Source organism: Streptomyces soli (assembly GCF_003999195.1).
Classification (GTDB): domain Bacteria; phylum Actinomycetota; class Actinomycetes; order Streptomycetales; family Streptomycetaceae; genus Actinacidiphila; species Actinacidiphila soli.
In genome coordinates this window covers 1-26,605 of the sequence record NZ_RJVR01000358.1, presented here as the reverse complement: position 1 = coordinate 26,605, position 26,605 = coordinate 1, and the positions used below count along the sequence as shown (strand labels likewise).

Below are 26,605 nucleotides of genomic sequence, written 5' to 3'. Positions count from 1 at the left end.
GGTCTCGGTCACGGGCGCACAAGTTACGCGCCAGTAACCTCTGTGCGAAGGGCATTTCGCAGTGTTCGACGGACTTCGCCGGCCGGTCCCCAGGGCGATGCCAGGGACCGGCCGGGCGCGTCGGGCTGCTTGGGCCGTGGGGCCGCTGCTAGCCGATCTGCTTCTTGATCGCGTCCTCGAACTGGGCGGCCGTCATGGACTGCGGGTTCGCGATGGCGGTGCCGTCCAGCTTCACCGTCGGGGTGCCGGTGATGCCGTCGGCGCTGAACTGCTTGTCCATCGTCAGCGCCCACTTGTCGTAGGTGCCGTCCTTCACGGCCTTCTGAAAGGCCGTGTTGTTCTTGAGGGCAGGGACCTGCTGGGCGTACTTGATGAGGTTGGTGTCGCTGCCGAAGGCGTCGGTGGTCTCATCCGGGTGGACGGACTTGGAGTACAGCACCTTGTGGTACTGCACGAAGGCGTCCGTGCTCACGTTCAGCGCCGCGCCCAGCGCGCTCAGCGCGTTCTTCGAGCCCTGGCCCTGACCGAGGGAGTTGTCGAGGAAAGCGCCCATCGTGTACGAGAGCTTGTACGTGCCCGCCTTCACGTCCGCCTGGATCGTGTCGCCGGAGGTCTGCTCGAACTGCGCGCAGTAGGGGCAGCGCAGGTCCTCGTACACCTTGAGGGTGTGCTTGGCGTTCGCGTCGCCGACGACGATGGACGTGCCGTTCTTGCCCGACGAGTGTGCGGGCTGAACCAGCGTCTTGCTGGCGGCGGCCACCCAGTAACTGGGCTTGTTCATCTGCACCGCCGCGACCGCCACGCCGGCGACGATCGCCAGCGTCGCGACCACGCCACCGGCGACGAGTATCTGGCGGCGCAGCCTGTCGCGCTTCGCCTGCCGCTCACGCTCCGCGCGCAGCCGCTCGCGGGCGGCGGTCTTGGCGGCGAGGCTGTTTCTCTTGCTCATGATCTTCGTTCTCCGTCTGTGTACGTACGGGGTGGGGGGCTGTGCTCAGGTCGCTCGCTCAGGAAGCGGCCGGGCAGGGCGGCCCACGCCGTACGACGGAGTGCAGCAGCAGCGGTAGCCCCGGGGCGGCGGCCACACCCTGCCCCGGCCGGGCGGCCGGAAGGCGGCGGTCAGGGGCCGTGGAATTGCCCAGAGCCGCCGCCATGGCGACCGCCAGGGGCCGGAACGCCGTACGCAGCACCCGGTGCAGGGCGGCCTCGCCGCGCCGCAGCCACCAGGAGGCGGCCAGGCCGACCAGGAGGTGGACGGCGAGCAGCAGCCAGGGCGAGGCCGAGTCGGCGGGGCCGGTGCCGGTGGTGTGCGCCAGGGTGCCGCCGACGGCGCCGCCGTCGCAGGTCAGGGCGCGCCAGGAACCGGTGACGGGGCCGCCGCCGGGGCCGTAGCAGGTGTGCTGGCCGGCGGTGAAGGCCGTGTCGGCGGCCAACTCCAGCGGGACCAGGAGGGCGGCGATCGCCCAGTAGCCGCGCTCGCGGCCGCCGAGCGCGTAGGCGGCCGCGAAGACCACCGCGTACGCACCCGCGACGGCCGTCAGCGGCAGCGGCATGCTGGAGAGCAGTACGTGGGAGGTGACGGACAGCGTGACGCAGAGCGCGGCGAACAGCGCCGCGCGCAGTGCCCTCAACTGTGGTTCGGTCCCCTCCATGGCGGAGAGTGTCGCACGAACGGATGTATGAGTTGCCTAAAGGTCGGCTAATAGCACGCTGAAGTGGCCGGGCGCCTGATAGCGAGCACACAGACGCGTCAGAGCATCCGCACAGAGCGACAGGCGATGATTCCCGTAACGGCGGCAACGCACCGAGTCAGAAGGGGAGATCGCCATGCGCAGGACAACCATCACGCGCGGTCTCGGAATCATTGCCGGGGTCCTGGCCACCGTCGTCGTCGGCCCCTCCGTCGCTGTCGCCGCCGCCCTGGACGAGGCCAACAAGGCGCCCGTACACGCCTCGACGCACCACGTCGTCGCCAAGGACGAGCGGAAGTAAGGCTCAGGACTGCGGCGGTGGCGCCGGGGTGTCCCAGCGCGGGGCGGGCTGCGCGTCGCGGGGGCCGAAGGTCGAGATGAGGCCGAGGTGGACCAGGGTGGCCGCGATGGGCCAGATCAGCAGGGCGCCCTTGGCACGCAGCTCCAGCGGGGCGTCGAAGACCTTCTTGGTGCCGACCGCCTTGGCATGCGCGACCAGGTCCTGCGTCGGCCCGAGCCAGACCCCGAGGCGCCACGCCAGCAGCGAACCGAGCACGGCCCCGACCGCCAGGCCGAGCACGATGCCCACCCCGCCGCGCCGGCAGCGCCAGAAGGCGACGGCCCCGGTGACCACGCCCATGCCTAGGGCGATCAGCACGAAGGTACCGTCGCTGCCGGCTGCCTGCTCGCCTTCGGAGTCCTTGAGGTAGACCGCCTTGCCGTCGGAGATCAGCGGAATGCGCGGCGCCAGCCACAGCCACAGCAGCCCGAGCACCACCCCGGACACCGCGACGAGCAGAGCCGTCAGCGCACCGCGCCTGAGCTCCTGGCCGAGGGCCATGCGCTCCTCCTCCGGCACCCCGTCATTCGGCGCTTCGGGCGCCGGGTACGGCGGCGGCGTGGACGGCTGGTCATGCGGCGTCAGCGGTGCGGTCACATTGCCATCGTGCCAGGTGCGGCTGTGCCGCGCGTCATCGGCGGTCACCGGCAGGCGGCCCGGCGGTACGCCCACGTGGCCACGGCCAGCGACACCGCGCCCACCGCCGCGCACACCGACAGGTCCCCGCACAGCGCCAGCCAGTCCGGATGCGCGTCGAAAGCGCGGGCCAGTGCCTCGACGCCGTACGTGGACGGCAGCAGATCCCGTACGTAGCCGATCGGGCCCGGCAGGTTCGCGGCCGGCAGCACACCCAGCAGCAGCGCCGCCGACATGCCCAACTGGCCGAACAGCGTGGCCAGTTCCTGGCGCGGCGCCAGCAACCCCAGGGCCGCGCCGAGGCCCGACAGGGCGGCGCCGGCCAGCGGGATGACCGCCGCCAGCACCCACAGGTTCGCGAACGGCAGCTGGAACAGCGCGCACCCCATGACCGCCGTCGCCAGCGTCCCGGGCACGGTGAAGGACGCGTACGCGCCCGCCGCGCCCAGCACCACGGCGGCGGGCGGCACCGGCAGCGTCGCGTAGTGGTCCAGGCCGCCGGAGGCACGGAGCTGCCCGAAGTACTGCGCCAGCAGATTCAACGCGACGAAAGCCACGACCAGCACGGTCGACCCGGCGACCACAGAACGGGCGGCGGGGCCCTGCGAGCCGCCGTCCACGACGCCGCGCATCAGCACCATGATGCCGACCGACTGGAAGGTCGCCACGAACAGCAGCGGGATCCGTGCCACCTTCGCCCGCGACAGCTGAGCCCGGTACACCGCGCCGAGCGCGGGCAGCAGCCGGGCGCTCGGCGCGAGCGCGGCGGCCGCTTCGGCGGTCCCGACCGCGTAGGGCTCGGCCGCGCGGCCGGGTGTGGCCTGCGCGACCGCGTTCATTTCCGCTCCTGCGGAGGCGACACTCATGCTGCGCCGCTCCTCCTTTGCGCCGGGTACACCCTCACGCCTTGACCAGTCCCTTCTGGCGGCCGCCGAGGGCCAAGTACACATCCTCCAGGCTCGGCGTGGCCAGGGTGAAATCGTCCAGCGCGGCGAAGGCCGGTCCGCCGGTCACCTCGGCCACCACCGCGCGGGCCCGTTCCTGCGGCAGCCGCAGCGTCCACCGCCGGCCGGCGATGATGGCGGTAGCGCGCAGCGCCGCGATCTCCGGTACGTGCAGCGGTGGCTCGTCCCGCCACACGAGGTCGAGCCGGACCTCGTCCGCGACCAGCGCCTTCAGCCCGGCAGGGGTGTCGCACGCGATCACCCTGCCGCCGTCCATCACCGCGACCCGGTCCAGCACGGTCTCCGCCTCGATCACGTTGTGCGTCACGAGCAGCACCGTCGCTCCGTGCTCCGCCCGGCGCCGGTCCACCGCCGCCCACACCGCGCGGCGCGCCACCGGGTCCATGCCGGTCGTCGGCTCGTCCAGCACCAGCACCGGTCGCTCGCCCACCAGCGTCGCCGCGAAGCAGGCCAGCCTGCGCTGGCCGCCCGACAGCCGCTTGATGGGGCGCCCGGCGATCTCCGTCAGGCCCAGCTCCTCCAGTACGGCGTCCCGCTCGGCCCGCGCCGTCCGCGTGTCCAGGCCCCGTAGCCGTCCCGTCGTCTCTGCCGCGAGTCCTACCGTCAACTCGTCCAGGGCGGTCGACTCCTGGCCCAGGTAGCCCAGCAGCCGCGCCGCGCGCTCCGGGTGCCGTACGAGATCGTGGCCGAGCATGGCGATCGCCCCGGCGTCCGGGCGCAACAGCCCCGTCAACTGCCGTACGAGCGTCGACTTGCCGGCTCCGTTCGGCCCCAGCAGCCCGAAGATCTCCCCGCGCCGCACGTCCAGGTCGATCCCGTCGCTGGCCCGCACGGCGGCCGTTCCTTTGCCGCTGCCGCGGCGTCCGCGCAGGGCCGGGTAGCTCTTCACCAGCCCGCGTACACGGATCACTGCCGTGTCGCGCGCGGCGGTTGCCTGGTCCGTGCCCGTACTCACGAGACCCGAGACTACGCGCTCTGCGGCCGAGGCCGACTCCCGGGTTGGGGGTAGGCCGCCCGCCAGAGGCGGGCGGCCTACCCCCAACCCGGTGGGGGCGGAGCCCCTACTCGGCGGCGGGGGTGGGCTGGCGGTCGGCTACGGAGCGGGCGTCGATTTCGCGCCAGAAGCCGGCGCGGATGGCGTAGCGGTCGTGCTCGTCGATCTGGTCGTCCTTGTGGGCGAGGAGGCCGAAGCGAGCGGCGTAGCGGAGGAGTTCGCCGTCGATGCGGTGGGGGACGCGGGGGTATTCGACGGAGAGTTGCTGGATGTTGGCGGGGTCGGCGAGGCGGGCGATCCAGCGGCGGGCGAAGACCTGGCCGACCTCGAAGGGGTCGCCGGAGACGGTGGTGATGTCCTCTTCGCGGTCGGCCCAGCGCTGTTCGGCGGTGGTGAGCTGGGCGAGGGTCGGCAGGGTGCTCTCGGCGGTTTCGGTGGCGCCGACCATGCCCTTGTCGGAGGACCAGCGGAGCGTGGCGCTGGGGGCGGGGTGGGGCGCCGGGTGGGCGGGGGCGCGGAGGCCGGCGAGGTCCTTGGGGGTGGGGACGAGTTTGCCGGGGGCGGCCGGGGGGTGGGTGTCGGCCGTGGTAGCGGAGCCGTTCTTGCCGGCGGCGGCCGGCTCGTCCGGCACGGGCTGCGGCTTCGGCGCCGACTCGGGCAGCGGCGCGGACAGGATCGCCGCGATCTCGGGCCGGGGGCTGAGCGGGGCGCAGACGCCGGCGATCTCGCGGACCCGGATGGCCCGGGTGATCCACTCGCGGTCGAGGACGCGCCGTTCGTCCGCCTCGGCAACGAGGTCCTCGGACTGGTTGTAGTCGCCGTCGGCGGCCTGAACGGCCCACAGGTGCACCGCGACGCCGTGTTCCTTGGCGGACATCATGCCGGGCAGCAGATCGCCGTCACCGGTCACCAGGACGACGTCGGAGCAGGCACGATTCCGCGCCAGCTCGGACAGCTCGGCATGCATGGCCGCGTCGACGCCTTTCTGCGCCCAGCGACCGTCCGTACGGGTGAGCGCGCCCAGCCGGACCGTGACGCGCGGCATGACCCGCAGCCGGCGGTGCTCGGGCTGCGGTACGCGGTCGGGGGCGCCGTCGAACCAGTAGATCCGTAGCAGTGGCTGGCCGGTCTCCAGCTCGGCGCGCTCGCGCAGACCGGCGACGACGGCGGAGTGATCGACGGCGATCCGGGACCGGGAGGGGTCTCCGGCGAGGAGGCTCGCGGCGGCGCCCAGCAGGTAGCCGGCATCCACCAGGACGACGCAGCGGTCCATCGGTCTCACCCTCTTCTCCGGTGTCCTGACGTCCCCCCGGTATGGATATTCCTCCGAGTCTGCCCGAACCCGGGGAGGTTAGGAGCCGGAACTCGATCACCGGCGTGGCGATCCAGCCCTTTACGGTCGTCACACTCTGCAACTGCCCGAAATGCGACCTTCGTACTCCCATGGAAACGTGAGTGCTGCCCGACGTCCAAGGTTTCCTACAAGGAGGAACGATCGTGGGCAAGAACAAGAACCGCGGCGAACGCACCGGACAGCGTCATGAACGCCATGCGACGGCCACCATGCCCGACGACGACATGGCCAGGACCTCCGCCGCTTCGGAGCAGACGATGCCCGTCCCCGGAGCCGAGCAGCACGTGTCGCACAAGCGCGGAAAGAAGTTCGGCCACAACTGAGGCCGGTGAGGCGTAACGCACGGAGGGGCACACCCGCCACGTGTGTGCCCCTCAGCCGCGTCAGTCACATTGCGGCGCGGCTCAGCCCGCCTGTTGCTGCTGTGCCGCCACGCCGAGGCAGGCCGGCCCGAGCAGCGCCTTGAGGTCGCCGAAGAGGGCGGGGTCGGCGGTGACCCGGTGCCGGTCGAGGCGCAGCACTGTGGTCTTGCGGGCGCCCTGGAGCTTGACGCGGACCTCGGTATTGCCCTTGTGGCTGGCGAGGACTTCGCCGAGCCGGGCGACCAGCGGCGGGGTGACCTTGACCGTCGGGATGGAGATGGTCACCGGGGCGTTGGTGCCGGCGTCGGTCAGGTCGGGGACCATCAGCTCCATGGCCACCAGCCGGGGGATGTCCTCGCGCTTGTCGAGGCGGCCCTTGACGAAGACCACCGCGTCCTCGACCAGTTGTGTGGAGACCAGCTGGTACGTCGCCGGGAAGAACATGCAGTCGATCGAGCCGGCCAGGTCCTCGACGGTGGCGATCGCCCACGCGTTGCCCTGCTTGGTCATCTTGCGCTGCAGGCCGGAGATGATGCCGCCGATGGTGACGATCGAGCCGTCGGAGTAGTCACCGCCGTTGAGGGCGGCGATCGCGGCGTCCGTCTTGTCGTTGAGGATGTGCTCGATGCCGAAGAGCGGGTGGTCGGAGACGTACAGGCCGAGCATCTCCCGCTCCTGGGCGAGCAGATAGCCCTTGTCCCACTCGTCCTCGCCGATCGGGGTGTCGAGGCCGAAGGTGGTATCGGAATCCGCCGTGTCCCCGCCGAGGTCGCCGAAGAGGTCGAACTGCCCCTCGGCTTCATTCCGCTTGACCGCCACCACGTTGTCGATCATCGACTCGAAGACCGCCGACAGGCCCTTACGGGTGTGCTTGAGCTCGTCGAAGCCGCCCGCCTTGATCATCGATTCGACGGTCCGCTTGTTGCAGACCACCACGTCGACCTTGTCCAGGAAGTCGGGGAAGGAGGTGTACTTCCCCTTCGACTTCCGGCACCGCACGATCGAGTCCACGACATTCGTACCGACGTTGCGCACGGCGGTCAGACCGAAGACGATCGTGTCGTCACCGCGCGGCGTGAAGTTGGCGTCCGACTCGTTCACATCCGGCGGGAGCACCTTGATGCCCATGCGACGGCACTCGTTGAGATAGAGCGCCATCTTGTCCTTGTCGTCCTTGACCGAGGTCAGGAGTCCGGCCATGTATTCCGCCGGGTAGTTCGCCTTCAGATAGGCGGTCCAGTACGAGACCAGTCCGTACGCGGCCGAGTGGGCCTTGTTGAAGGCGTAGCCGGCGAAGGGGACCAGCACGTCCCACACGGCCTTGACCGCCTCGTCGGAGTACCCGCGCTCGCGGCAGCCCTTCTGGAAGGGGATGAACTCCTTGTCGAGGACCTCCTGCTTCTTCTTGCCCATCGCGCGGCGCAGCAGGTCGGCCTGTCCGAGCGAGTAACCGGCGAGCACCTGGGCGGCCTTCTGCACCTGCTCCTGGTACACGATGAGGCCGTAGGTGACGTCCAGGACCTCCCGGAGCGGCTCCTCCAGCTCCGGGTGGATGGGGGTGATCTCCTGCTGCTTGTTCTTGCGCAGCGCGTAGTTGATGTGCGAGTTCATGCCCATCGGGCCAGGCCGGTACAGGGCCGAGACGGCGGAGATGTCTTCGAAGTTGTCGGGCTTCATCATGCGCAGCAGGGAGCGCATGGGACCGCCGTCGAACTGGAAGACGCCGAGGGTGTCACCGCGCGAGAGCAGGGCGTACGTGTTCGGGTCGTCCAGCGGGAGGGAGAGCAGGTCGATGTCGATGCCCTTGTTGGCCTTGATCGACTTGACCGCGTCGTCCATGATCGTCAGGTTGCGCAGGCCCAGGAAGTCCATCTTCAGCAGGCCGAGCGACTCACAGCTCGGGTAGTCCCACTGCGTGACGACCGCGCCGTCGTTCTTGGGCGAGAAGATCGGCACGTGGTCGATCAGCGGCTCGCTGGACATGATCACGCCGGCCGCGTGGACACCCATCTGCCGCACCAGGCCCTCGATGCCCCGGGCGGCGTCGATGACCTTCTTCACGTCCGGTTCGTTCTCGTACATCGCCCGGACCTCGCCCGCCTCGCTGTAGCGGGGGTGGTCCTTGTCGGTGATGCCGGACAGTGGGATGCCCTTGCCGAGGACGTCGGCGGGCATCGCCTTGGTGATCCGGTCACCGACAGCGTACGGATAACCCAGCACGCGGGCCGAGTCCTTGACCGCGTTCTTGGCCTTGATGGTGCCGTAGGTCGCGATCTGGGCGACCTTGTCGGAGCCGTACTTCTCGGTGACGTACCGGATCACCTCGGCGCGCCGGCGTTCGTCGAAGTCGATGTCGACGTCGGGCATGGACACGCGCTCGGGATTGAGGAACCGCTCGAAGATCAGACCGTGCGGGACGGGGTCGAGGTCGGTGATGCGCATCGCGTACGCGACGATCGAACCGGCGGCGGAGCCTCGGCCGGGGCCGACCGCGATGCCGTTGTCCTTGGCCCACTTGATGAAGTCGGCGACGACGAGGAAGTACCCCGGGAACCCCATCTGGATGATGGTGTCCATCTCGTACTCGGCGAGCTTCTGCCGGTCCTCCGGGATGCCGTTCGGGAAGCGGAAGGCCATGCCGCGAGCGACCTCCTCGCGGAACCAGCTGACCTCGGTGTATCCGTCGGGCACGTCGAAGCGCGGCATGAGGTTCTTCGCCTCGAACATGCCGTCGGTCTCGACCCGGTTCGCGATCAGCAGCTGGCTGTTGCGGCAGCCCTCCTGCCAGGCGTCGGAGGAGTCGATCGCGTACATCTCGGCGGCCGACTTCAGGTAGTAGCCGGAGCCGTCGAACTTGAGGCGGCCGGGGTCGGAGAGGTTCGACCCGGTCTGGATGCACAGCAGGGTGTCGTGGGCCGCCGACTCGTGCGCGTACGTGTAGTGCGAGTCGTTGGTGACGACGAAGGGCGCGCCGAGCTTCTTGGAGATCTCCATCAGGCCGTCGCGGGCGCGGCGGTCGATGTCGATGTCGTGGTCCATGATCTCGACGAAGAAGTTCTCCTTGCCGAAGATGTCCTGGTACTCCCCGGCGGCCTTGATCGCCTCGTCCATCTGCCCCAGGCGGATCCGGGTGGACACCTCGCCCGAGGGGCAGCCGGTGGTGCCCATCAGGCCCTCGGCGCACTCGGAGAGGATCTCCCGGTCCATTCGGGGCTTGCGGAAGTACCCCTCGAAGGAGGCCCGGGACTGGGCGCGGAAGAGATTGTGCAGCCCCGTCCGGTTCCGCGCCCAGATCGTCATGTGGGTGTAGGCGCCGGCACCGGAGACGTCGTCGCCCTTCTGGTGCGGCGCGCCCCACTTCACGGGCTTGTTGTAGTGCCGCGACTCGGGCGCCAGGTAGGCCTCGATGCCCATGACCGGGGTGACCCCGGCGGCCTTGGCCTGATGGAAGAAGTCGTATGCCCCGTGGAGATTGCCGTGGTCGGTGATCGCCACGTGCGACATGCCCATCTCATTGCAGGCCTTGAACATGTCCTTCAACCGCGCGGCACCGTCCAGGAGCGAATACTGCGTGTGGACGTGCAAGTGCGTGAACGGCTGGTCTATCACGGAGAGTGACACCTCCGGCGGGGGTCGGTCCTATGAACTTCTCGGTGCTGAAGCTTCTCGGTGCGGCGATGGGAATCCTAATCCCCGGCACCGACAATCCGGGCACCTCCGCGCAGGGTCACGCGTAGGATCCGGCGATGCCCGTACGTACCGGCCCAGGAGGCACCCCACCCATGACTGACGACCAGCGCGGCGAGCAGATACTCGGCGTCTTCGACACCGCCTTCGGTGAGCTGCTGGCCAACGACCCGGCCGCATTCCGGGTCAAGTTCCGCAAGATGGCCTCCTCCGCCTTCGCCTTCTACCGGGGCACGGCCTGCCTCTTCTACGCCGACGTGGAGGGCGGGAAGGACAGCGGCCCGTTCCTGGACGAGCGCACCTCGCGGGTGTGGATCCACGGCGATCTGCACGCCGAGAACTTCGGCACCTACCTCGACGCCAACGGCCGGCTGATCTTCAACGTCAACGACTTCGACGAGGCCTACGTGGGCCCCTTCACCTGGGACCTCCAGCGCTTCGCCGCCTCCGTCGCCCTCATCGGCTACAGCAAGGCGCTCGCCGACGACGTCATCTCCGGCCTGGTGCGTACGTACGCGGCCGCCTACCGCGACCGCATCCGCGCCCTCGCGAACGACAAGACCGTGCCGGCCCTCACCCTCGATACCGCCCAGGGCCCGCTGCTGGACGCCCTGCGCAGCGCCCGCGCCCGGACCCGGGTCGGACTGCTGGACTCCATGACCGACATCCGCGACTGGGAACGCCGCTTCGCCCCGGGCGGCGGCGCCATCGAGCTGGACGCACCCACCCGCGCCAAGGTGCTCGGCGCCTTCGAGGCCTACCTGGAGACGCTGCCGGAGACGAGCCGCATCAACCCCGACAGCCACCGCGTCAAGGACGTCGTCGGCCGGCGCGGGATCGGCATCGGCAGCGCGGGCCTGCCCTCGTACAACCTGCTGCTCGAAGGGCACACCGACGCCCTGGAGAACGACGTCGTGATCTACATGAAGCAGGGACAGACCCCGGCCGTCTCCCGGCACATCACCGACCTGGCGGTGCGCGGCTACTTCCACCACGAGGGCCACCGCACGGTGATCTCCCAGCGTGCCCTGCAGGCCCACGCCGATCCGTACCTCGGCTGGGCCGAGCTGGACGGCGTCGGCCAGCTCGTCGCCGAGGTGTCCCCGTACGCCGTCGACCTCGACTGGTCCGACCTGGACGACCCCGCGCAGATCGAGGCCGTCGTCGCCGACCTCGGCCGGGCCACCGCCGGGATGCACGCCGCCGCCGACGACGAGAGCGGGCACTCGCTGGTGCCGTTCTCCACCGAGGACGCCATCGACGAGGCGATCGCGGCCGACGAGGACGGTTTCGCCGACATGCTGGTGGACTTCGCGCACTCCTACGGTGCCCGGGCCCGCGCCGACCACCAGATTTTCGTCGACCTGTTCCGGAACGGGCGGATCCCGGGTCTGTGAGTCAGCCCTTGGCGCGCGCGATGGGGGCCGTGACGGCTCCCGTCAGCGCGACCAGGTCCCCTGGCGCCAGCTCCACCTCGAGGCCGCGCCTGCCGGCCGACACGAACACCGTGTCGTGGTCCAGCGCCGTGGCGTCGACCACCGTACGCAGCCGCTTGCGCTGACCCAGCGGCGAGATGCCGCCCAGGACATAGCCAGTCGTCCGCTCGGCGGCGGCCGGGTCGGCCATGGCGGCCCGCTTGCCCCCGGCGGCCGAGGCCAGGGCCTTCAGGTCCAGCGAGCCGGCCACCGGCACGACCGCGACCGTGAGGGAGCCGTCGACATCGGCCACCAGGGTCTTGAAGACCCGCTCCGGCGCGGTCCCGAGGGCCTGGGCGGCCTCCTCGCCGTAGCTGAGGGCGGCCGCGGGGTCGTGTTCGTACGCGTGGACCGTGAAGGGCGCGCCCGCCCGTTCCAGGGCCACGGTGGCGGGCGTGCCGCCGGAGGTCTTGGTCTTCTTGGCCATGGGATGCGAGCTCCGTCATGTGGGGGGCATTTTGGCCCCGGGGCTGGTGGACCGGGATGCCCCCGGCCGAAGGCTGGGGGAGTGCCCCCAACGCGGCGGGCCGCGAAGCGGTGCGAGGGCGGCGTGAAGGAGAGGTCAGTTGGGGCTGGGGGCCTGCCGGGTGAGCTCGACAGCGGGCAGGGTCCGGAGCTTACCGATGACGGCGGCCTCGCGGCGCAGCAGGCGCAGCTCCTCGCGAAGGCGGGTGGCGGTGTCGGGTGCTTCGAGGAGCGCCTGCTTGACCGGGGTCTCCAGCACAGTCGCGGCGGCCACCAGATAGGAAAGCACCGACGGCTCGTCCGGCAGGTCCTGCCCGGAGCCCGAGGTGAGGGTCCGCTCGCGGGCGCCGGCGACCCGCTTCTGGTACGTACGGAAGGCCCTGGCCACCCCCGCGGCCAGCGCGCCCGAGCCCTCGCCGGGCTCTTCGGGCAGGTCCTCGGTCTCGCCGATCAGATAGGGGCCGCTCGGGTCCACTGACAGCAGGCGGAAGCGTGTGGTGCCGGTGGACACCAGCTCGAAGCTGCCGTCCTCGTGCTCGCCGATCGTCGCCGCCTCGGCGAAGCACCCCACCTCGAAGAACGCCTTCGCCGGGTCCGCACCGAACCCGGCCGCCGCGCCCTCGCCCTCCGAGATGCCCTTGGTGGTGGCCTCCAGCCCGTGGCCGTCCCGGATGGCGACCACGCCGAAGCGGCGGGGTGCCTCCTCGGGCAGCGCGATGAGGTCGCGTACGAGAGCGCGGTACCGCTCCTCGAAGACGTTCAGCGGCAGTACGAGGCCGGGGAAGAGCACCGAATTGAGCGGAAAGAGCGGGATGCGAGCGGTCACAGCCAGCAAGCCTATGTGTAGGGCCCGCCCGGTTTGGCCCAGAGGCGGACGCCGGATGCGAGCTGGACGCGTACGCCGGTGCGCATCTCCAGGAATTCGCGGCGGGGTTCGCCGGTGTGACGCCACGGAAAAGCCGTCGCGTGGATCCCGGTCGCGCGGAACTGGTCCAGGGCCTCGGCCCAGCGCTTGCGCAGGATCAGCATCTGGATCAGCACGTTGCGCACCTCGGCCGGCTCGCGGTCGCCGCGGCTGTGCCAGGCCGACAGCTCCTGGGCGGCGGTGATGGCGGAGTCCACGTAGGAGGCGGCGCCCGGGCGGCCGGAGAGGAGGCTTTCGTACACGGCGATCAGCGGCAGGCCGAGTACCAGTGAGCCGGGCAGGACGCTGTCGGCGGCGTCGGCCGCGAAGGCCAGGAACTCCTCCTGCCCGCATTGCTCGTCGTCGCGCAGGAAGCGCAGGGCGCTGACGTGGCAGCCGAAGTGGTGCGGGGACCGGGCGACCGCCTGCGCCCACAGGCCGTCGAAGTCCTCGCGCTGGGCGCGCAGCCCACGGGCGCGGGTGATGGCGGTGCGCCAGGGGACGGGATCACCGGTACTCGCCTCGGCGGCGTCGCGGACCAGGGGGCCGGCCTCGCGCAGCAGGGCGACGCGGTCGGCGGCGGAGGGGGCCCGCCAGGCGTGCCGTACGGCGGCCTCGGCACGGACGACGGCCACGTCGGGGCTGTCCGGGTCGGCGTCGAGCCACTCCCGCAGCCAGGTGCCGCCCTCGAGGTGGCGCTCGGCGAGCCAGGCGACGTGCCGGTCCCGGGTCTCCCACCAGGCGGCGTCGCGGGTCCAGGCCAGCAGCTCGGCGACCGGCTTGAAGTCGCCGTCGTCGAGGCGGGCGGTAGCCGCCGCGAGCCGGTCGTCGGGCGCGTCGAGGAGCACCGCGTCATCGGGCGGCAGATCGGCACCGATGTGCGGGACGTGCCGCAGCATGCGCGACATGGCGACCATGGAGCGGAGAACAGGCATGATGCGTTTATTGAACGGCCTTTTGCCGATCGGGTCCCCGTGCTTTCGATGAAGATTCGATATCTGTCCGAGACATGTGCATTCCGGTCAGCCGCGCCGCAGCAGCCGTGAGGCACCAGCCGCCACCGTGGTCGCCAGCACCCACCCCAGCACCACCAGCACCGCCGACGCCCACTGCCCGCCGCCGGCCGGTTTCCAGGCGCTGTCCTGGCCCAGGTCGATGACCGGCAGTAGCAGATCCAGCGCGTACAGGGCCGGGTTCCAGTTCGGGGCCTCGCCCGCCTTCAGCGGTGGCGGCGGATGGGCGGCGAAGAAGGTCGCGCCGATCGCCCACAGCACCGCCATCCACAGCGCGGCCCGCCCCGCCCGGTAGCCGTAGCCGACCGTGATGTCCTGGAGGTAGCCCCACAGCTTTCCGGCCAGCGGCAGCGTCTCGCGCCGTCGCCGCTGCTTGGCGAGCAGCACCTCGCGGGCGTCGGAGTCCTCGCCGCTGACCCGCAGCGCGGCCGCCAGGTGCTCGTACGGCTCCGGGCTGTACTCGGGGGTCGCCGCCGCCAGCCACGCGATGCGCTGACGCAGCGGGAACGGCCCCTCGGGGCTCAGCGAGCCGTACGTGAAACCGGTCAGGTCGACGCCCGCCGTTTCCGGCCAGCAGGTCTGCGCGTCGGTGAGGTTGCCGACCCGGGCGCCGGCCAGCGAGATCATCCCGCTCGGCGGCTCGTCCAGGGTCAGCCGCAGCTCGGGGGTCTGGACCCGGCGCAGGGACAGCTGCTGGGTGCCGGTGAGCCGGAAACGCGCCTGGTTGATGATCACGGCGTTGCCGAAGCGGCCGTCGTCCAGCCGCAGTCCGCCCTCGCAGGTGAAGCGCCGGGTGCGCACCCCGTTCGGCGGGGTGCCGCTGCTCTGGCCCGAGCCGAGATAGCCCGCGCTCAGATACAGGGTGTGCTCGACCTGGACCCGGGCGGCGTTGAGCGCGTAGCGCCCGTACGGATTGTGCAGCACGCTGCCGCGCAGGCTCAGCCGGCCGCCGATCCGGGCGCTGCGCAGGCTGATCTCGCCGGTGGCCTCGATGAGTTCGGCCTCGACGTCCTGGGCGACGTTGAGCCCGTCGGCGGCGATGGCGCGGCCGTGCCGGTCTCGGCGGACGGTGAGCTGGTTGAGCAGCAGGTCGGTGCCGATGTGGGCGTCGGTGAGCCGGATGCCGCCCTCGACGGTGCACTGCGGCAGATGCAGGTCGCCGGTGGTGTGCAGCCGGGCGGCCTCCAGGCGCGGTATGGCGCAGTGCACCATCCGTACGGTCGTGAACTGGCACTCGGACAGCATCACGACCTGTTCGAACCGGCAGTCCCGCAGCTCGACATACGGCACCACATTGCCGCCCGACAGCTGCAGCTCGCCGCTGATCTGGGCGCCCGACAGCTTGACGCACGACACCCGGCCCGGCACCGGGGGCGGCCCGTCGAGCAGCAGCCGGGCGATGGTCTCGGCGCGTACGGTGCGGTCGGGGCCCCAGAAGCGGTCGGCGGCCGGGTCGTCGCGCTCGGGGATGCCGGTGCGCAGGTCGTACCACTCGCCGAGGCGGTAGGCCTCCCACAGCCCCTGTTCCACAGGCGTCCAGTCCTGCGGCGGCTGATGCGGCTGCGGAGCGCCGTCCGACGGCTCGGTCACCGGTATCCCCTCCCGTGGCTCACAGGACAACCGAAGTTGCCTTGATCACCTTAGGAGAAGAAGTGCTTCTCCGGGGACTCCACCAGGATGCGGTGCCGGTTCTTCTCGTCGGGTGCCCAGTCCGCCAGCAGGTTAAGCAACTCACCGGTGTCCCGCTGCCCGTTGGGCAGGTGCGGCCAGTCGGAGCCCCAGATGAGCCGGTCCGGCCGTGCCGCCACCAGAGCGCGACCCAGGGGTCGACGGAGGACAGCGGCTTGTCCTTGGCGATCCGGTACGGGGCCGGACAGCTTGATCCAGCAGTTCCCCTGCCTGAGCACGTCCAGCAGGTCCTCGAAGTCGTCCTGGGTCAGCCCGTCCTCCTCCTTCATGTACGCCAAAAAGCGGGCGGCTCCGGCCGCTCCGGCAGGATGCGGCCGGTGACCTCACCGAGGCCGATCCGGGAACCGGAGGGCCCGGGGGCGGTGCCGGTCAGGGTGACCTCGTCGCCGTCCTCAAGAAATGTACGCCACGTCCCGTCGGGCAGTTCGAGCGGTTTCGCGCCGGCCGCCGTCAGCTCGATCAGCGAACCGTACTGGTCCTCCCTCGGGCCACTGACCGTGCCCGAGCCGTACAGGTCGCCGGTGCGGGTGGTGGCGCCGTTCGCCGACAGGTGGGCGAGCATCTGCGCGCCCGTCCAGTACATCGAGGTGTACGGGGGGTTGGAGATCCGGTGGCCGTTGAGGCGCACCTCCAGCGTCAGGTCCAGGCCCTGCTTGCCGGCGTCGGCCAGGTACGGCAGCGGCTCGGGGTCGCGCGGCGGCGGCGCCACCCAGGCGTGCGCCAGCGCGTCAAGCGGCACGATCCACGGGGACACCGACGTGGCGAAGGACTTGCCGAGGAACGGGCCGAGCGGAACGTACTCCCAGGCCTGGAGGTCGCGCGCCGACCAGTCGTTGAGCAGGCACACGCCGAACACCCGCTCCGCGAAGTCCGCGACGGCCACCGACTCCCCGAGCGCCGAGCCGGTGCCGACGACGTAGGCGACCTCCGCCTCGATGTCGAGGCGCACCGAGGGACCGAAGACCGGCGCCTCCGCGTCCGCGGGCTTGCGCTGGCCCTTCGGGCGGACGACGGGCGTGCCGGAGACCACCACGGTGCCGGCCCGGCCGTGGTAACCGATCGGCAGATGCTTCCAGTTGGGGGTGAGCGGCGGCGTCCCCGGCCGGAACAGCCGGCCGAGGTTGGTCGCGTGGTGCTCGCTGGCGTAGAAGTCGACATAGTCGGCGACCTCGATCGGCAGCCGCAGCGTCACCTCGTTCAGCCGGTGCAGATGCGGCTCGGTGGCGGCCCGGTGCCGGTCCTGTGTGAGCAGCTCGGTGACCCGGGCGCGCACCTCCCGCCAGCGCGCGACGCCCTGCGCCATGAAGGGGTTCAGTGAGGCCTGCGCGAAGACCGGGTCGTCCAGCGCGGCCGCGAGGTCGAGCACGAGGTCGCCCACGCGTACCCCGGCCCGTGGCGCGCCCTCCGCGGGTGAGAACACTCCGTACGGCAGGTTGTCGACGCCGAACAGGGAGTCGGCGGGCAGATCAAGCCACGTCATGGTCGGGCTCTCCTCCGGCGGGAACGGGTGCGATGGCGGGTGGGTGCAGCAGCCCGAGGTGGACCAGGTCCTCGACCGGCTCGTCGATACTGCACGAGCCGAACGAGGTGAAACGGGTGCGTGCGGCGGCGGCGCCGTCCGCCCCCAGGAAGGCGTAGTCGGACACCAGCCGGTCCGGGTCCCGCTGCGCCAGCACGGCGGCGACCGCCTCCGGCTCCTCCCCGTCGAGCGCGGCGGCCGTCGCGAGCAGCACATTGAGGAACCCGTGGTGCTCGAAGCCGGTCTCCGGATCGCGCCGCCGTACGGCCCGGTGCAGCCCTGCCGTGCACTTGAACGGGGTGCCCTGCCGTACGCAGGCGACGATCGCCCCGGCCAGCTCGCCCTCGTCGGGGAACGCCTCCGCGACGGTCCCCCCGGTGCGCAGCTTGGCGTGGTACCGGGTGCCCGCGAGCGCCCGCAGCACCTCGTCCCGGCGGGCCGACCTGGGCAGCTCGACGTACCCGCGCGCCTCGTCGGCCAGGGCCGTGTCGAGGGCGTCGACAAGGACCCGCGAGTCCAGGTCCTCGGGCACCACGACCTCCGCGGCCACCAGCCGTACCCGGCCGCTGTGCGCCAGGGCGGTCGCGGCGGGCCGGTACGTCGCCGGGCCGCCCGGCAGTGTCAGGCTGACGTCGAGCGTGCCGGGCGGCGCGGCGGTCGCCAGCTCCGCGGCCCGGGGCGCCGGGTGGACGAAGGCCCCCACCAACTCCGCGTACCAGGCGGCGCGATGGGCGGCGTGGGCCGGCAGCGCCTCCGGCAGCGGTGCGTCACCGGGCGGGAAGAGCGCGGCGTCGTCCACCAGCCCCGCCCAGACTCCGGCTCCGCAGCCCGCGTTCACCGTGCGCTCACCCCGGCCCAGCTCCAGGCGTATCCCTCGGCCTCGGACGCGCTGCGGGCCTCGCCGATCCGCAGCGGCCGGAAGGTGTCGACCATCACGGCCAGCTCGTCGAAGAACTCGGCGCCGATGCTGCGCTCGTACGCGCCCGGCTGCGGGCCGTGCGCATGGCCGCCCGGGTGCAGCGAGATCGAACCGGGCCCGATGCCGGAGCCCTTGCGCGCCTCGTAGTCCCCGCCGCAGTAGAACATGACCTCGTCGCTGTCCACGTTGGAGTGGTAGTACGGCACGGGGATCGCCAGCGGATGGTAGTCGACCTTGCGCGGGACGAAGTTGCAGATCACGAAGTTCTGCCCCTCGAAGACCTGGTGCGCCGGCGGCGGCTGGTGGATCCGGCCGGTGACCGGCTCGAAGTCCGCGATGTTGAAGGTGTACGGGTACAGGCAGCCGTCCCAGCCCACCACGTCGAAGGGGTGGTGCGGATAGACGTACCGGGTGCCGCTGATCCCGTCCGGCCCCCGGTGCTTGACCAGCACGTCCACTTCTCCGTCCTCGCCCGGCTCCGGCTCCGGCAGCCACGGGCCGTGCAGGTCCCGCTCGCAGAACGGGGCGTGCTCCAGCAGCTGCCCGTACTTCGACAGGTAGCGGCGGGCGGGCGTGATGTGGGAGTTCGCCTCGATCACGTACGCCCGCAGCAGTTCGTCGCCGGTGGGCCGCCACTGGTGGGTGGTGGCCCGGGGCAGGACGACGTAATCGCCCTGCCGTGCTGTCAGGGTGCCGAAGACCGTGCCGATCTCGGCGGACCCCGACTCGATGTAGACGCATTCGTCGCCGACCGCGTTGCGGTACAGCGGCGACGGCTGCCCGGCGACGACGTAGGCGATCCGTACGTCCTCGTTGCCCAGCAGCAGCCGTCGCCCGGTGACCACGTCCTGCGCCTTGGCATCCGGTCCCGAGAACAGCTCGTGCGTGCGGAAGTGGCGGGGGACCAGCGGATGGTTGGGGGTCAGCGTCTGGTCGGGAAGCTCCCATGGCTCGGCGGCGGAGATGGCCGACGGGATGAGCCGGTGGTAGAGCAGCGAGGAGTCGGAGGAGAAGCCCTCCTCGCCCATCAGCTCCTCGTAGTACAGGCCGCCGTCGGGCGCGCGGTGCTGGGTATGGCGCTTGGGCGGGATCCGGCCCGCCTGCCGGTAGTACGCCACGGGATCCTCGATCCGTCAGAAGTTGCCGCGCCTGGCCTGCTCGCGCTCGATGGCCTCGAAGAGGGCCTGGAAGTTGCCCTTGCCGAAGCCGAGTGAGCCGTGCCGCTCGATCAGCTCGAAGAAGACGGTCGGCCGGTCGCCCAGCGGCTTGGTGAAGATCTGCAGCAGGTAGCCGTCCTCGTCGCGGTCGACCAGGATGCCGCGCTTCTGCAGCTCCTCCACCGGCACCCGGACCTTGCCGATGCGGGCCCGTAGCTCGGGGTCCTCGTAGTACGAGTCGGGGGTGGCCAGGAACTGCACGCCCTCTTCGACCAGCGCGTCGACGGAGGCGATGATGTCGTTGGTCGCCAGCGCCAGGTGCTGGGCGCCCGGGCCCTGGTAGAACTCCAGGAACTCGTCGATCTGCGACTTCTTCTTCCCCGGCGCCGGCTCGTTGAGCGGGAACTTCACCCGGTGGTTGCCGTTGGCGACCACCTTGCTCATCAGGGCCGAGTACTCCGTGGCGATGTCGTCCCCGACGAATTCGGCCATGTTGGTGAATCCCATGACCCGGTTGTAGAAGTCGACCCACTCGTCCATCTTGCCGAGCTCGACGTTCCCCACGACATGGTCCAGCGCCTGGAAGACACGCCGCGGCGCGCCCGGCCGCTTGGCGTAGGAGGACGAGCGCGTCACATAGCCGGGCAGGTACGGGCCCTCGTACTGGGAGCGGTCCACCAGCGTGTGCCGGGTGTCGCCGTACGCGGCGACGGCCGCGACGCGGACCGTGCCGTGCTCGTCGGTGATGTCGTGCGGCTCCTCCAGCACGGTGGCGCCCTGCGCGCGGGCGTGGGCGATGCAGCGGTCCACGTCGGGCACCTCGAGGGCGATGTCGACGACCCCGTCGCCGTGCCGCCGGTGCGCCTCCGCGAGGGGGCTCGCCGGGTCCACCACGCCCTGGAACACGAACCGGATCGCCCCGCTGCGCAGCACGTACGAGACGTGGTCGCGGTTGCCGGTCTCCGGCCCCGAGTAGGCGATGAGCTCCATGCCGAAGGCCGACTGGAAGTAGTGGGCGGTCTGGGTCGCGTTGCCGACCGCCCAGACCACCGCGTCCCACCCGGTGACGGGGAAGGGGTCCGTCCCGCTGTCGTAGTCGACCAGACCGACGAGCTGCTGAAGCTGTGGGAGATCCAGTTCGGCCAGTCGCTCCTGGCTGGTGAGGGTGTCCTCGATGGTCATCGTTGCAACCTTCCCTCGTGCTGGGAAACCGTGCGGAACGTGCGGTTATGCAGATAGCTAAGGCGAGGTGGGAGAAACTGTGCAACAGTGAGATTTTTTGCTGTGCAGCCTGCTCTGTTTGCGTAGCGCCCGGCCTTGATCGCTGTACAAGATGTTTAGCCCTTTCGGGTACGGCGCGCCGTATCAGGGACTGATACTCGGAGCAGGGCGTCAGTGGCTTTCTCTACACTTGGGAGGGTGATCTCCCGAATCGATCTGCGCGGCGATGCCTTCCCCACGGGCGGGATCGACCGCGACCTGCTGCCCCGCGCCGAACTCGACGTCGAGGCCGCGCTTGAGAAAGTGCGCCCGATCTGCGAGGACGTAAAGCATCGTGGCACGGCGGCGCTGATCGACTACGCGGAGAAGTTCGACGGGGTCACCATCGACCGGGTCCGGGTGCCGGTGGACGCGATCAAGCGCTCCCTGGCCGAGCTGGACCCGAAGGTGCGCGCCGCCCTGGAGGAGTCCATCCGCCGCGCCCGGCTCGTGCACGGCGAGCAGCGCCGCACCGACCGCACCACGCAGGTCGTGCCCGGTGGCACCGTCACCGAGCGCTGGGTGCCGGTCGAGCGCGTCGGCCTGTACGTGCCGGGCGGGCGGTCCGTCTATCCGTCGTCCGTGATCATGAACGTGGTGCCCGCGCAGGAGGCCGGCGTCGCCTCCATGGCCGTCGCCTCCCCGCCGCAGAAGGAGTTCGGCGGCCTGCCGCACCCCACGATCCTCGCCGCGTGCGCGCTGCTCGAGGTGGACGAGGTGTACGCGGCCGGGGGCGCCCAGGCCATCGCGATGTTCGCCTACGGCACCGAGGACTGCCGCCCGGCGGCCATGGTGACCGGGCCGGGCAACATCTGGGTCGCCGCCGCGAAGCGCCTGCTCAAGGGCCGGATCGGCATCGACGCCGAGGCCGGGCCGACCGAGATCGCGATCCTTGCCGACGCCACCGCCGACCCCGTCCACGTCGCCGCCGACCTGATCAGCCAGGCCGAGCACGATCCGCTGGCCGCCGCCGTCCTCGTCACCGACTCGCCCGACCTCGCCCAGGCGGTCGAGAAGGAGCTGGAGACCCAGGTCGCCGCGACCAAGCACATCGAGGACCGGATCGTTCCGGCGCTCGCCGGCCGTCAGTCCGGCATCGTGCTGGTCGACGGCATCGACGAGGGCCTCGCGGTCGTCGACGCCTACGCCGCCGAGCACCTGGAGATCCAGACCGAGAACGCGGCCCAGGTCGCGGCCAGGGTCCGCAACGCCGGCGCGATCTTCGTCGGCGCCTTCGCGCCCGTCTCGCTCGGCGACTACGCGGCCGGGTCCAACCACGTGCTGCCCACCGGCGGCTGCGCCTGCCACTCCTCGGGGCTGTCCGTGCAGTCGTTCCTGCGCGGCATCCATGTCGTGGACTACACCCGCGAGGCGCTGGCCGAGGTCGCCGGGACCATTGTCACCCTCGCCGACGCCGAAGACCTGCCCGCACACGGGGCCGCTGTCAGGGCACGTTTTGCCGGAGGCGAACAGATGAACGCAGACGATTGGACGGTACCGGGTTCGTGACCGGCATTGACGACCTCCCCATCCGGGACGAGCTGCGCGGCAAGTCCCCGTACGGCGCCCCCCAGCTCGACGTACCCGTACGCCTGAACACCAACGAGAACCCGTACCCCCTGCCCGAGGCCCTGGTCGAGCGCATCGCCGAGCGGGTCCGCGAGGCCGCCCGGAACCTCAACCGCTACCCCGACCGGGACGCGGTGGAACTGCGCACCGGGCTCGCGGAGTACCTCACCCGCACCGCCGGGCACGAGGTCGGCGTGGCCAACGTCTGGGCCGCCAACGGTTCGAACGAGGTCATCCAGCAACTGCTGCAGACCTTCGGCGGCCCGGGCCGCACCGCGATCGGCTTCGAGCCCTCGTACTCCATGCACGGGCTGATCTCGCGCGGCACCGGCACCCAGTGGCTCTCCGGCCCGCGCAACGAGGACTTCACGATCGACGTCGCGGCGGCCGCGGCGGCCATCGCCGAGCACCGCCCGCACGTGGTCTTCATCACCTCCCCGAACAACCCCACCGGCACGGCGGTCGACGCCGACACCGTCCTCGCCCTGTACGAGGCCGCCCAGGCCGCCCGCCCCTCCCTCGTCGTCGTGGACGAGGCGTACGGCGAGTTCAGCCACCGGCCCTCCCTGCTGCCGCTCATCGAGGGCCGCCCCAACATGGTCGTCAGCCGCACCATGTCCAAGGCCTTCGGCGCGGCCGGGCTCCGGCTCGGCTACCTCGCCGCCGACCCGGCGGTCGTGGACGCCGTGCAGCTCGTACGCCTGCCGTACCACCTGTCCGCCGTCACCCAGGCCACCGCGCTCGCCGCGCTGGAGCACACCGATACGCTGCTGGGGTACGTCGAACAGCTGAAGGCCGAGCGGGACCGCCTGGTCGAGGAACTGCGCGCGATCGGCTACGAGGTCATCGACTCGGACGCCAACTTCGTCCAGTTCGGCCGCTTCGAGGACAGCCACCAGGCCTGGCAGGCGATCCTCGACCGCGGTGTCCTGGTCCGCGACAACGGCGTACCGGGGTGGCTGCGGGTCACCGCGGGCACCCCGGCCGAGAACGACGCGTTCCTGGAAGCGGCGCGTGACCTCAAGAAGGAGAGCTGAGCACATGTCCCGCGTAGGCCGCGTGGAACGCACCACCAAGGAAACCTCGGTCCTGGTCGAGATCGATCTCGACGGGACCGGCCGGACCGACATCTCGACCGGGGTCGGTTTCTACGACCACATGCTCGACCAGCTCGGCCGCCACGGCCTCTTCGACCTCACCGTCAAGACCGAGGGCGACCTGCACATCGACTCCCACCACACCATCGAGGACTCCGCCCTCGCGCTGGGCGCCGCCTTCAAGCAGGCCCTCGGCGACAAGGTGGGGATTTACCGCTTCGGCAACTGCACCGTCCCGCTGGACGAGTCCCTCGCCCAGGTCACCGTCGATCTGTCCGGCCGCCCCTACCTCGTGCACACCGAGCCCGAGAAGATGGCGCCGATGATCGGCGAGTACGACACCACGATGACCCGGCACATCCTGGAGTCCTTCGTCGCGCAGGCCCAGATCGCGCTGCACGTCCACGTCCCGTACGGGCGCAATGCCCACCACATCGTGGAGTGCCAGTTCAAGGCCCTGGCCCGGGCGCTTCGGTACGCGAGCGAGCGCGACCCGCGCGCGGTCGGCATCCTCCCGTCGACGAAGGGCGCCCTCTGATGAACACGAGCGCCGCCGTCTACATCTTTCTGGGGATCTTCCTCGCCAGCGGGGTCTACTCCTTCTGGAAGCAGAAGCTGCCCAAGAGCGTCATCCTTCTGCTGGGCCTCAGTGCCGCCGCGTCGCTGACCGCCGGGTTCCTGAACCTTTAGGGAGGGCCGTCTTGAGCACGTCCGCCAAGAACGTCGTCGTCCTCGACTACGGCTTCGGCAACGTCCGCTCCGCCGAGCGCGCTCTCGCCCGCGCCGGGGCCGACGTCGAGATCACCGCCGACTTCGACAAGGCCATGAACGCCGACGGGCTCCTCGTCCCCGGCGTCGGCGCCTTCGCCGCCTGCATGGCCGGGCTGAAGTCCGTACGCGGTGAGTGGATCATCGGCCGCCGGCTGGCCGGGGGCCGCCCGGTCATGGGCATCTGCGTCGGCATGCAGATTCTCTTCGCCCGGGGCGTCGAGCACGGCGTCGAGACCGAGGGCTGCGACGAGTGGCCCGGCACGGTCGAGCCGCTGCGCGCACCCGTCGTCCCGCACATGGGCTGGAACACGGTCAAGGCGCCCGAGGACACGAAGCTCTTCGCCGGGCTTGACCCCGACGAGCGCTACTACTTCGTGCACTCCTACGCCGTACGGCATTGGGAGCTGGAAGTCGGCAACGCCCACATCCGCGCCCCCAAGGTCACCTGGGCCACCCACGGCGAGCCCTTCGTCGCCGCCGTGGAGAACGGCCCGCTGTGGGCCACCCAGTTCCATCCCGAGAAGTCCGGCGACGCCGGCGCGCAGCTGCTGACCAACTGGCTCGACACCCTCTAGGACGCCCTCACATGACCCACCGCCTCGAACTCCTTCCCGCCGTCGACGTCCGTGACGGCCAGGCCGTCCGCCTCGTCCACGGCGAGTCCGGCTCCGAGACGTCCTACGGCGACCCGCTTGCCGCCGCCCTCGCCTGGCAGCAGTCCGGTGCGGAATGGCTGCACCTGGTCGACCTCGACGCCGCCTTCGGCACCGGCGACAACCGGGCGCAGATCGCCAAGGTCGCCCGCACCATGGACATCAAGGTCGAGCTGTCCGGCGGCATCCGCGACGACGACACGCTCGCCGCCGCCCTCGCCACCGGCTGCACCCGGGTCAACCTCGGCACCGCGGCCCTCGAGACCCCCGAGTGGGTCGCCAAGGTCATCGCCGAGCACGGCGACCGCATCGCCGTAGGCCTGGACGTACGCGGCACGACCCTGCGCGGCCGAGGCTGGACCCGCGACGGCGGCGACCTGTACGAGACGCTGGCCCGGCTCGACAGCGAGGGCTGCGCCCGTTACGTCGTCACCGACATCGCCAAGGACGGCACCCTCCAGGGCCCCAACCTGGAACTGCTGAAGAACGTCTGCGCGGCCACCGACAAGTCGGTCGTCGCCTCCGGCGGCGTTTCCTCCCTTGACGACCTGCGTGCGATCGCGACTCTTGTCCCGGAAGGTGTCGAAGGCGCCATCGTGGGCAAGGCCCTTTACGCCAAGGCGTTCACCTTGGAAGAGGCGTTGGAGGCCGTATCACGATGACTGACACCCCTGCCGTTCAGCGCGTCCACAGCGAGAGCCCCTGGGAAGAGACCATGGGCTTCGCCCGCGCCGTCGCGGCAGGGGACCGGGTCCTTGTCCCCGGCACCATGCCGCTGGTCGGCGGAGAGGTGAGCGGTGAGGGCAGCCCCTACGAGCAGGCCCTGCTGGCCTTCGGTAACGCGCTCGCCGCGCTGGAGAAGTTCGGTCTCGGGCCCGAGAGCGTCATCCGCACCCGCATGTACATCAGCCACACCCGCGACGCGGAGGATGTCGGCCGCGCGCACAAGGAGCTTTTCGGCGCCGTGCGCCCGGCCGGGAGCATCGTCGTGGTCGCCGGCTTCGTCGACTCGCGTGTCCTGGTCGAGGTCGACGTGGAAGCATTCCGAGGAGCCCCTGAATGACCCTTGCGGTCCGAGTCATCCCCTGCCTCGACGTGGACAACGGCCGCGTCGTCAAGGGCGTCAACTTCCAGAACCTCCGCGACGCCGGTGATCCCGTGGAGATGGCCAAGCTGTACGACGCCGAAGGCGCCGACGAGCTGACCTTTCTGGACATCACGGCCTCGTCGGGCGACCGCGAGACCACGTACGACGTGGTGCGCCGGACGGCCGAGCAGGTCTTCATCCCGCTGACGGTGGGCGGCGGGGTGCGTTCTGCCGACGACGTCGACAAGCTGCTTCGGGCCGGCGCCGACAAGGTCGGCGTCAACACGGCTGCCATTGCCCGGCCCGAGCTGATCCGGGAGATCGCTGAGCGTTTCGGCAGCCAGGTGCTGGTGCTTTCTGTTGATGCCCGGCGTACGGCGGAGGGTTCGTTTGAGGTCACCACGCATGGTGGTCGGCGTGGGACGGGTATCGACGCGGTGGAGTGGGCGCAGCGGGCTGCTGAGTTGGGCGCCGGTGAGATTCTGCTCAACTCGATGGATGCCGACGGCACGAAGGACGGCTACGACGTGGAGATGATCGGGGCGGTCCGCAAGCACGTCACCGTCCCCGTGATCGCGAGTGGCGGTGCGGGCAAGCTCTCCGACTTCGCCCCGGCGGTCGCTGCGGGGGCGGACGCGGTGCTGGCCGCTTCGGTCTTCCACTTCGGCGACCTGCGGATCGGTGAGGTCAAGGGCGCCTTGCGGGGGGCCGGTCACCCGGTGAGGTGACGGTCCGGGGCCTCCGGGGCTGGGGGTCCTGGACCGATATATTTACGTGCGTGACGGGCCGTCCGATTCCCTATCCGGCATGCCGCACACAAATATACGTAAGCGTCCAGAACCCCCACCCCTCCGACCCCTGACCTCCCGCCGCATCGGGTTCCGCCTCGCCAACGCCGCCTCTGGCCCGGTTGGCGGCTCTCTGTCTCGCCCCGGGTTGGGGGTAGGCCGTCCGCCGCCCTCAGAGCCTGTCGGGTGACCTTCGATCGGAGAGCGGAT

General features: G+C 70.7%; 27 protein-coding genes. 11 read left to right on the top strand and 16 right to left on the bottom strand.

From position 1 onward, the window contains the following. Positions 1 to 148 precede the first annotated feature (148 nt). Together EFK10_RS43910 and EFK10_RS43905 are read right to left on the bottom strand one after the other, a co-directional pair. A complete protein-coding gene (locus EFK10_RS43910) occupies positions 149 to 949 on the bottom strand; it encodes a thioredoxin domain-containing protein (protein WP_127361223.1) in 801 nt (266 codons plus the stop codon). 58 nt (positions 950 to 1,007) lie between these two features. Beyond that, positions 1,008 to 1,652: a hypothetical protein gene (locus tag EFK10_RS43905; RefSeq protein WP_127361222.1), complete on the bottom strand. Its 645-nt coding sequence runs from the start codon at positions 1,650 to 1,652 to the stop codon at positions 1,008 to 1,010. Between the two features lie 175 nt (positions 1,653 to 1,827). On the opposite strand from EFK10_RS43905, the gene EFK10_RS48240 reads away from it, so the two are divergent. Continuing rightward, positions 1,828 to 1,992: a hypothetical protein gene (locus tag EFK10_RS48240; RefSeq protein WP_164836421.1), complete on the top strand. Its 165-nt coding sequence runs from the start codon at positions 1,828 to 1,830 to the stop codon at positions 1,990 to 1,992. Between the two features lie 3 nt (positions 1,993 to 1,995). On the opposite strand, the gene EFK10_RS43900 is transcribed toward EFK10_RS48240, so the two are convergent. The 4 genes from EFK10_RS43900 to EFK10_RS43885 all read right to left on the bottom strand — a co-directional run bounded on the left by EFK10_RS43900 (position 1,996) and on the right by EFK10_RS43885 (position 5,899). Continuing rightward, positions 1,996 to 2,628: an ABC transporter permease gene (locus EFK10_RS43900; RefSeq protein ID WP_240677845.1), complete on the bottom strand. Its 633-nt coding sequence runs from the start codon at positions 2,626 to 2,628 to the stop codon at positions 1,996 to 1,998. Between the two features lie 44 nt (positions 2,629 to 2,672). After that, on the bottom strand, positions 2,673 to 3,506 hold the full coding sequence (locus tag EFK10_RS43895) for an ABC transporter permease (RefSeq protein ID WP_127361245.1): 834 nt from the start codon (positions 3,504 to 3,506) through the stop codon (positions 2,673 to 2,675). Positions 3,507 to 3,567: 61 nt separating this feature from the next. Next, positions 3,568 to 4,587, bottom strand: a complete 1,020-nt coding sequence (locus EFK10_RS43890; RefSeq protein WP_407647260.1) for an ABC transporter ATP-binding protein — start codon at positions 4,585 to 4,587, stop codon at positions 3,568 to 3,570. A gap of 106 nt (positions 4,588 to 4,693) precedes the next feature. Then, complete coding sequence (locus EFK10_RS43885; protein ID WP_127361221.1) at positions 4,694 to 5,899, bottom strand: NYN domain-containing protein; 1,206 nt, start codon at positions 5,897 to 5,899, stop codon at positions 4,694 to 4,696. A gap of 224 nt (positions 5,900 to 6,123) precedes the next feature. On the opposite strand from EFK10_RS43885, the gene EFK10_RS43880 reads away from it, so the two are divergent. Continuing rightward, the gene (locus tag EFK10_RS43880; RefSeq protein WP_127361220.1) at positions 6,124 to 6,303 is read left to right on the top strand and encodes a hypothetical protein; all 180 of its coding nucleotides are present in this window, start codon (positions 6,124 to 6,126) and stop codon (positions 6,301 to 6,303) included. 81 nt (positions 6,304 to 6,384) lie between these two features. Here EFK10_RS43880 and dnaE read toward each other — a convergent pair whose 3' ends face one another. After that, on the bottom strand, positions 6,385 to 9,951 hold the full coding sequence (gene dnaE / locus EFK10_RS43875) for a DNA polymerase III subunit alpha (protein ID WP_127361219.1): 3,567 nt from the start codon (positions 9,949 to 9,951) through the stop codon (positions 6,385 to 6,387). 173 nt (positions 9,952 to 10,124) lie between these two features. Between dnaE and EFK10_RS43870 the strand changes: the two genes are divergently transcribed. After that, positions 10,125 to 11,426, top strand: coding sequence for a DUF2252 domain-containing protein (locus tag EFK10_RS43870; RefSeq protein ID WP_127361218.1), 1,302 nt, complete (start codon positions 10,125 to 10,127; stop codon positions 11,424 to 11,426). Position 11,427: 1 nt separating this feature from the next. On the opposite strand, the gene ybaK is transcribed toward EFK10_RS43870, so the two are convergent. The 9 genes from ybaK to hppD form a co-directional block, all read right to left on the bottom strand. Next, positions 11,428 to 11,931, bottom strand: a complete 504-nt coding sequence (gene ybaK / locus EFK10_RS43865) for a Cys-tRNA(Pro) deacylase (RefSeq protein WP_127361217.1) — start codon at positions 11,929 to 11,931, stop codon at positions 11,428 to 11,430. 135 nt (positions 11,932 to 12,066) lie between these two features. Next, positions 12,067 to 12,804: an LON peptidase substrate-binding domain-containing protein gene (locus EFK10_RS43860; RefSeq protein WP_127361216.1), complete on the bottom strand. Its 738-nt coding sequence runs from the start codon at positions 12,802 to 12,804 to the stop codon at positions 12,067 to 12,069. Positions 12,805 to 12,806: 2 nt separating this feature from the next. Further along, a complete protein-coding gene (locus tag EFK10_RS48235; RefSeq protein WP_164836419.1) occupies positions 12,807 to 13,808 on the bottom strand; it encodes a hypothetical protein in 1,002 nt (333 codons plus the stop codon). A gap of 87 nt (positions 13,809 to 13,895) precedes the next feature. Continuing rightward, positions 13,896 to 15,476, bottom strand: a complete 1,581-nt coding sequence (locus tag EFK10_RS43850) for an oxidoreductase (RefSeq protein WP_407647259.1) — start codon at positions 15,474 to 15,476, stop codon at positions 13,896 to 13,898. Between the two features lie 50 nt (positions 15,477 to 15,526). Next, positions 15,527 to 15,844 (bottom strand): amidohydrolase family protein, encoded by a 318-nt coding sequence (locus EFK10_RS43845; RefSeq protein WP_240677849.1) that lies wholly within the window; start codon positions 15,842 to 15,844, stop codon positions 15,527 to 15,529. Continuing rightward, positions 15,841 to 17,055 carry a fumarylacetoacetase gene (gene fahA, locus EFK10_RS43840; protein ID WP_127361214.1) on the bottom strand — a complete coding sequence of 405 codons (1,215 nt, stop codon included), beginning with the start codon at positions 17,053 to 17,055 and terminating at the stop codon, positions 15,841 to 15,843. Before fahA ends, EFK10_RS43845 begins: the two co-directional genes overlap by 4 nt. Beyond that, positions 17,042 to 17,932 (bottom strand): hypothetical protein, encoded by an 891-nt coding sequence (locus tag EFK10_RS43835; protein WP_127361213.1) that lies wholly within the window; start codon positions 17,930 to 17,932, stop codon positions 17,042 to 17,044. The genes fahA and EFK10_RS43835 overlap by 14 nt, the downstream gene beginning before the upstream one ends. Then, positions 17,929 to 19,131 (bottom strand): homogentisate 1,2-dioxygenase, encoded by a 1,203-nt coding sequence (locus EFK10_RS43830; protein ID WP_127361212.1) that lies wholly within the window; start codon positions 19,129 to 19,131, stop codon positions 17,929 to 17,931. Before EFK10_RS43830 ends, EFK10_RS43835 begins: the two co-directional genes overlap by 4 nt. Before the next feature lie 15 nt (positions 19,132 to 19,146). Then, positions 19,147 to 20,352 (bottom strand): 4-hydroxyphenylpyruvate dioxygenase, encoded by a 1,206-nt coding sequence (gene hppD / locus EFK10_RS43825; protein ID WP_127361211.1) that lies wholly within the window; start codon positions 20,350 to 20,352, stop codon positions 19,147 to 19,149. 237 nt (positions 20,353 to 20,589) lie between these two features. On the opposite strand from hppD, the gene hisD reads away from it, so the two are divergent. Genes hisD through hisF form a run of 8 tightly spaced genes read left to right on the top strand, consistent with a single transcriptional unit; the run spans position 20,590 to position 26,335 of the window. Then, positions 20,590 to 21,939 (top strand): histidinol dehydrogenase, encoded by a 1,350-nt coding sequence (gene hisD, locus EFK10_RS43820; RefSeq protein ID WP_127361210.1) that lies wholly within the window; start codon positions 20,590 to 20,592, stop codon positions 21,937 to 21,939. Next, positions 21,936 to 23,036: a histidinol-phosphate transaminase gene (locus EFK10_RS43815; RefSeq protein ID WP_127361209.1), complete on the top strand. Its 1,101-nt coding sequence runs from the start codon at positions 21,936 to 21,938 to the stop codon at positions 23,034 to 23,036. Before hisD ends, EFK10_RS43815 begins: the two co-directional genes overlap by 4 nt. A gap of 4 nt (positions 23,037 to 23,040) precedes the next feature. After that, positions 23,041 to 23,634, top strand: coding sequence for an imidazoleglycerol-phosphate dehydratase HisB (gene hisB / locus EFK10_RS43810; RefSeq protein ID WP_127361208.1), 594 nt, complete (start codon positions 23,041 to 23,043; stop codon positions 23,632 to 23,634). After that, positions 23,634 to 23,786, top strand: a complete 153-nt coding sequence (locus tag EFK10_RS48230) for a hypothetical protein (protein WP_164836418.1) — start codon at positions 23,634 to 23,636, stop codon at positions 23,784 to 23,786. The genes hisB and EFK10_RS48230 overlap by 1 nt, the downstream gene beginning before the upstream one ends. Before the next feature lie 11 nt (positions 23,787 to 23,797). Then, positions 23,798 to 24,442, top strand: a complete 645-nt coding sequence (gene hisH / locus EFK10_RS43805) for an imidazole glycerol phosphate synthase subunit HisH (protein WP_127361207.1) — start codon at positions 23,798 to 23,800, stop codon at positions 24,440 to 24,442. A gap of 11 nt (positions 24,443 to 24,453) precedes the next feature. Then, positions 24,454 to 25,182, top strand: coding sequence for a bifunctional 1-(5-phosphoribosyl)-5-((5-phosphoribosylamino)methylideneamino)imidazole-4-carboxamide isomerase/phosphoribosylanthranilate isomerase PriA (priA, locus tag EFK10_RS43800; RefSeq protein WP_127361206.1), 729 nt, complete (start codon positions 24,454 to 24,456; stop codon positions 25,180 to 25,182). Further along, positions 25,179 to 25,583, top strand: coding sequence for a Rid family hydrolase (locus EFK10_RS43795; protein WP_127361205.1), 405 nt, complete (start codon positions 25,179 to 25,181; stop codon positions 25,581 to 25,583). Before priA ends, EFK10_RS43795 begins: the two co-directional genes overlap by 4 nt. After that, positions 25,580 to 26,335 carry an imidazole glycerol phosphate synthase subunit HisF gene (gene hisF, locus EFK10_RS43790; protein WP_127361204.1) on the top strand — a complete coding sequence of 252 codons (756 nt, stop codon included), beginning with the start codon at positions 25,580 to 25,582 and terminating at the stop codon, positions 26,333 to 26,335. The genes EFK10_RS43795 and hisF overlap by 4 nt, the downstream gene beginning before the upstream one ends. Positions 26,336 to 26,605: the final 270 nt, after the last annotated feature.

Excerpts from the sequence above, each read along its gene's own strand:
- fahA (WP_127361214.1), bottom strand. The coding sequence starts at position 17,055 with ATGACGTGGCTTGATCTGCCCGCCGACTCCCTGTTCGGCGTCGACAAC.
- EFK10_RS43905 (WP_127361222.1), bottom strand. The coding sequence starts at position 1,652 with ATGGAGGGGACCGAACCACAGTTGAGGGCACTGCGCGCGGCGCTGTTC.
- ybaK (WP_127361217.1), bottom strand. The coding sequence starts at position 11,931 with ATGGCCAAGAAGACCAAGACCTCCGGCGGCACGCCCGCCACCGTGGCC.
- EFK10_RS43845 (WP_240677849.1), bottom strand. The coding sequence starts at position 15,844 with ATGAAGGAGGAGGACGGGCTGACCCAGGACGACTTCGAGGACCTGCTG.
- EFK10_RS43895 (WP_127361245.1), bottom strand. The coding sequence starts at position 3,506 with ATGAACGCGGTCGCGCAGGCCACACCCGGCCGCGCGGCCGAGCCCTAC.
- hisB (WP_127361208.1), top strand. The coding sequence starts at position 23,041 with ATGTCCCGCGTAGGCCGCGTGGAACGCACCACCAAGGAAACCTCGGTC.
- EFK10_RS43910 (WP_127361223.1), bottom strand. The coding sequence starts at position 949 with ATGAGCAAGAGAAACAGCCTCGCCGCCAAGACCGCCGCCCGCGAGCGG.
- EFK10_RS48235 (WP_164836419.1), bottom strand. The coding sequence starts at position 13,808 with ATGCCTGTTCTCCGCTCCATGGTCGCCATGTCGCGCATGCTGCGGCAC.
- hppD (WP_127361211.1), bottom strand. The coding sequence starts at position 20,352 with ATGACCATCGAGGACACCCTCACCAGCCAGGAGCGACTGGCCGAACTG.
- EFK10_RS43870 (WP_127361218.1), top strand. The coding sequence starts at position 10,125 with ATGACTGACGACCAGCGCGGCGAGCAGATACTCGGCGTCTTCGACACC.
- EFK10_RS48230 (WP_164836418.1), top strand. The coding sequence starts at position 23,634 with ATGAACACGAGCGCCGCCGTCTACATCTTTCTGGGGATCTTCCTCGCC.
- priA (WP_127361206.1), top strand. The coding sequence starts at position 24,454 with ATGACCCACCGCCTCGAACTCCTTCCCGCCGTCGACGTCCGTGACGGC.
- hisF (WP_127361204.1), top strand. The coding sequence starts at position 25,580 with ATGACCCTTGCGGTCCGAGTCATCCCCTGCCTCGACGTGGACAACGGC.
- EFK10_RS43885 (WP_127361221.1), bottom strand. The coding sequence starts at position 5,899 with ATGGACCGCTGCGTCGTCCTGGTGGATGCCGGCTACCTGCTGGGCGCC.
- EFK10_RS48240 (WP_164836421.1), top strand. The coding sequence starts at position 1,828 with ATGCGCAGGACAACCATCACGCGCGGTCTCGGAATCATTGCCGGGGTC.
- EFK10_RS43795 (WP_127361205.1), top strand. The coding sequence starts at position 25,179 with ATGACTGACACCCCTGCCGTTCAGCGCGTCCACAGCGAGAGCCCCTGG.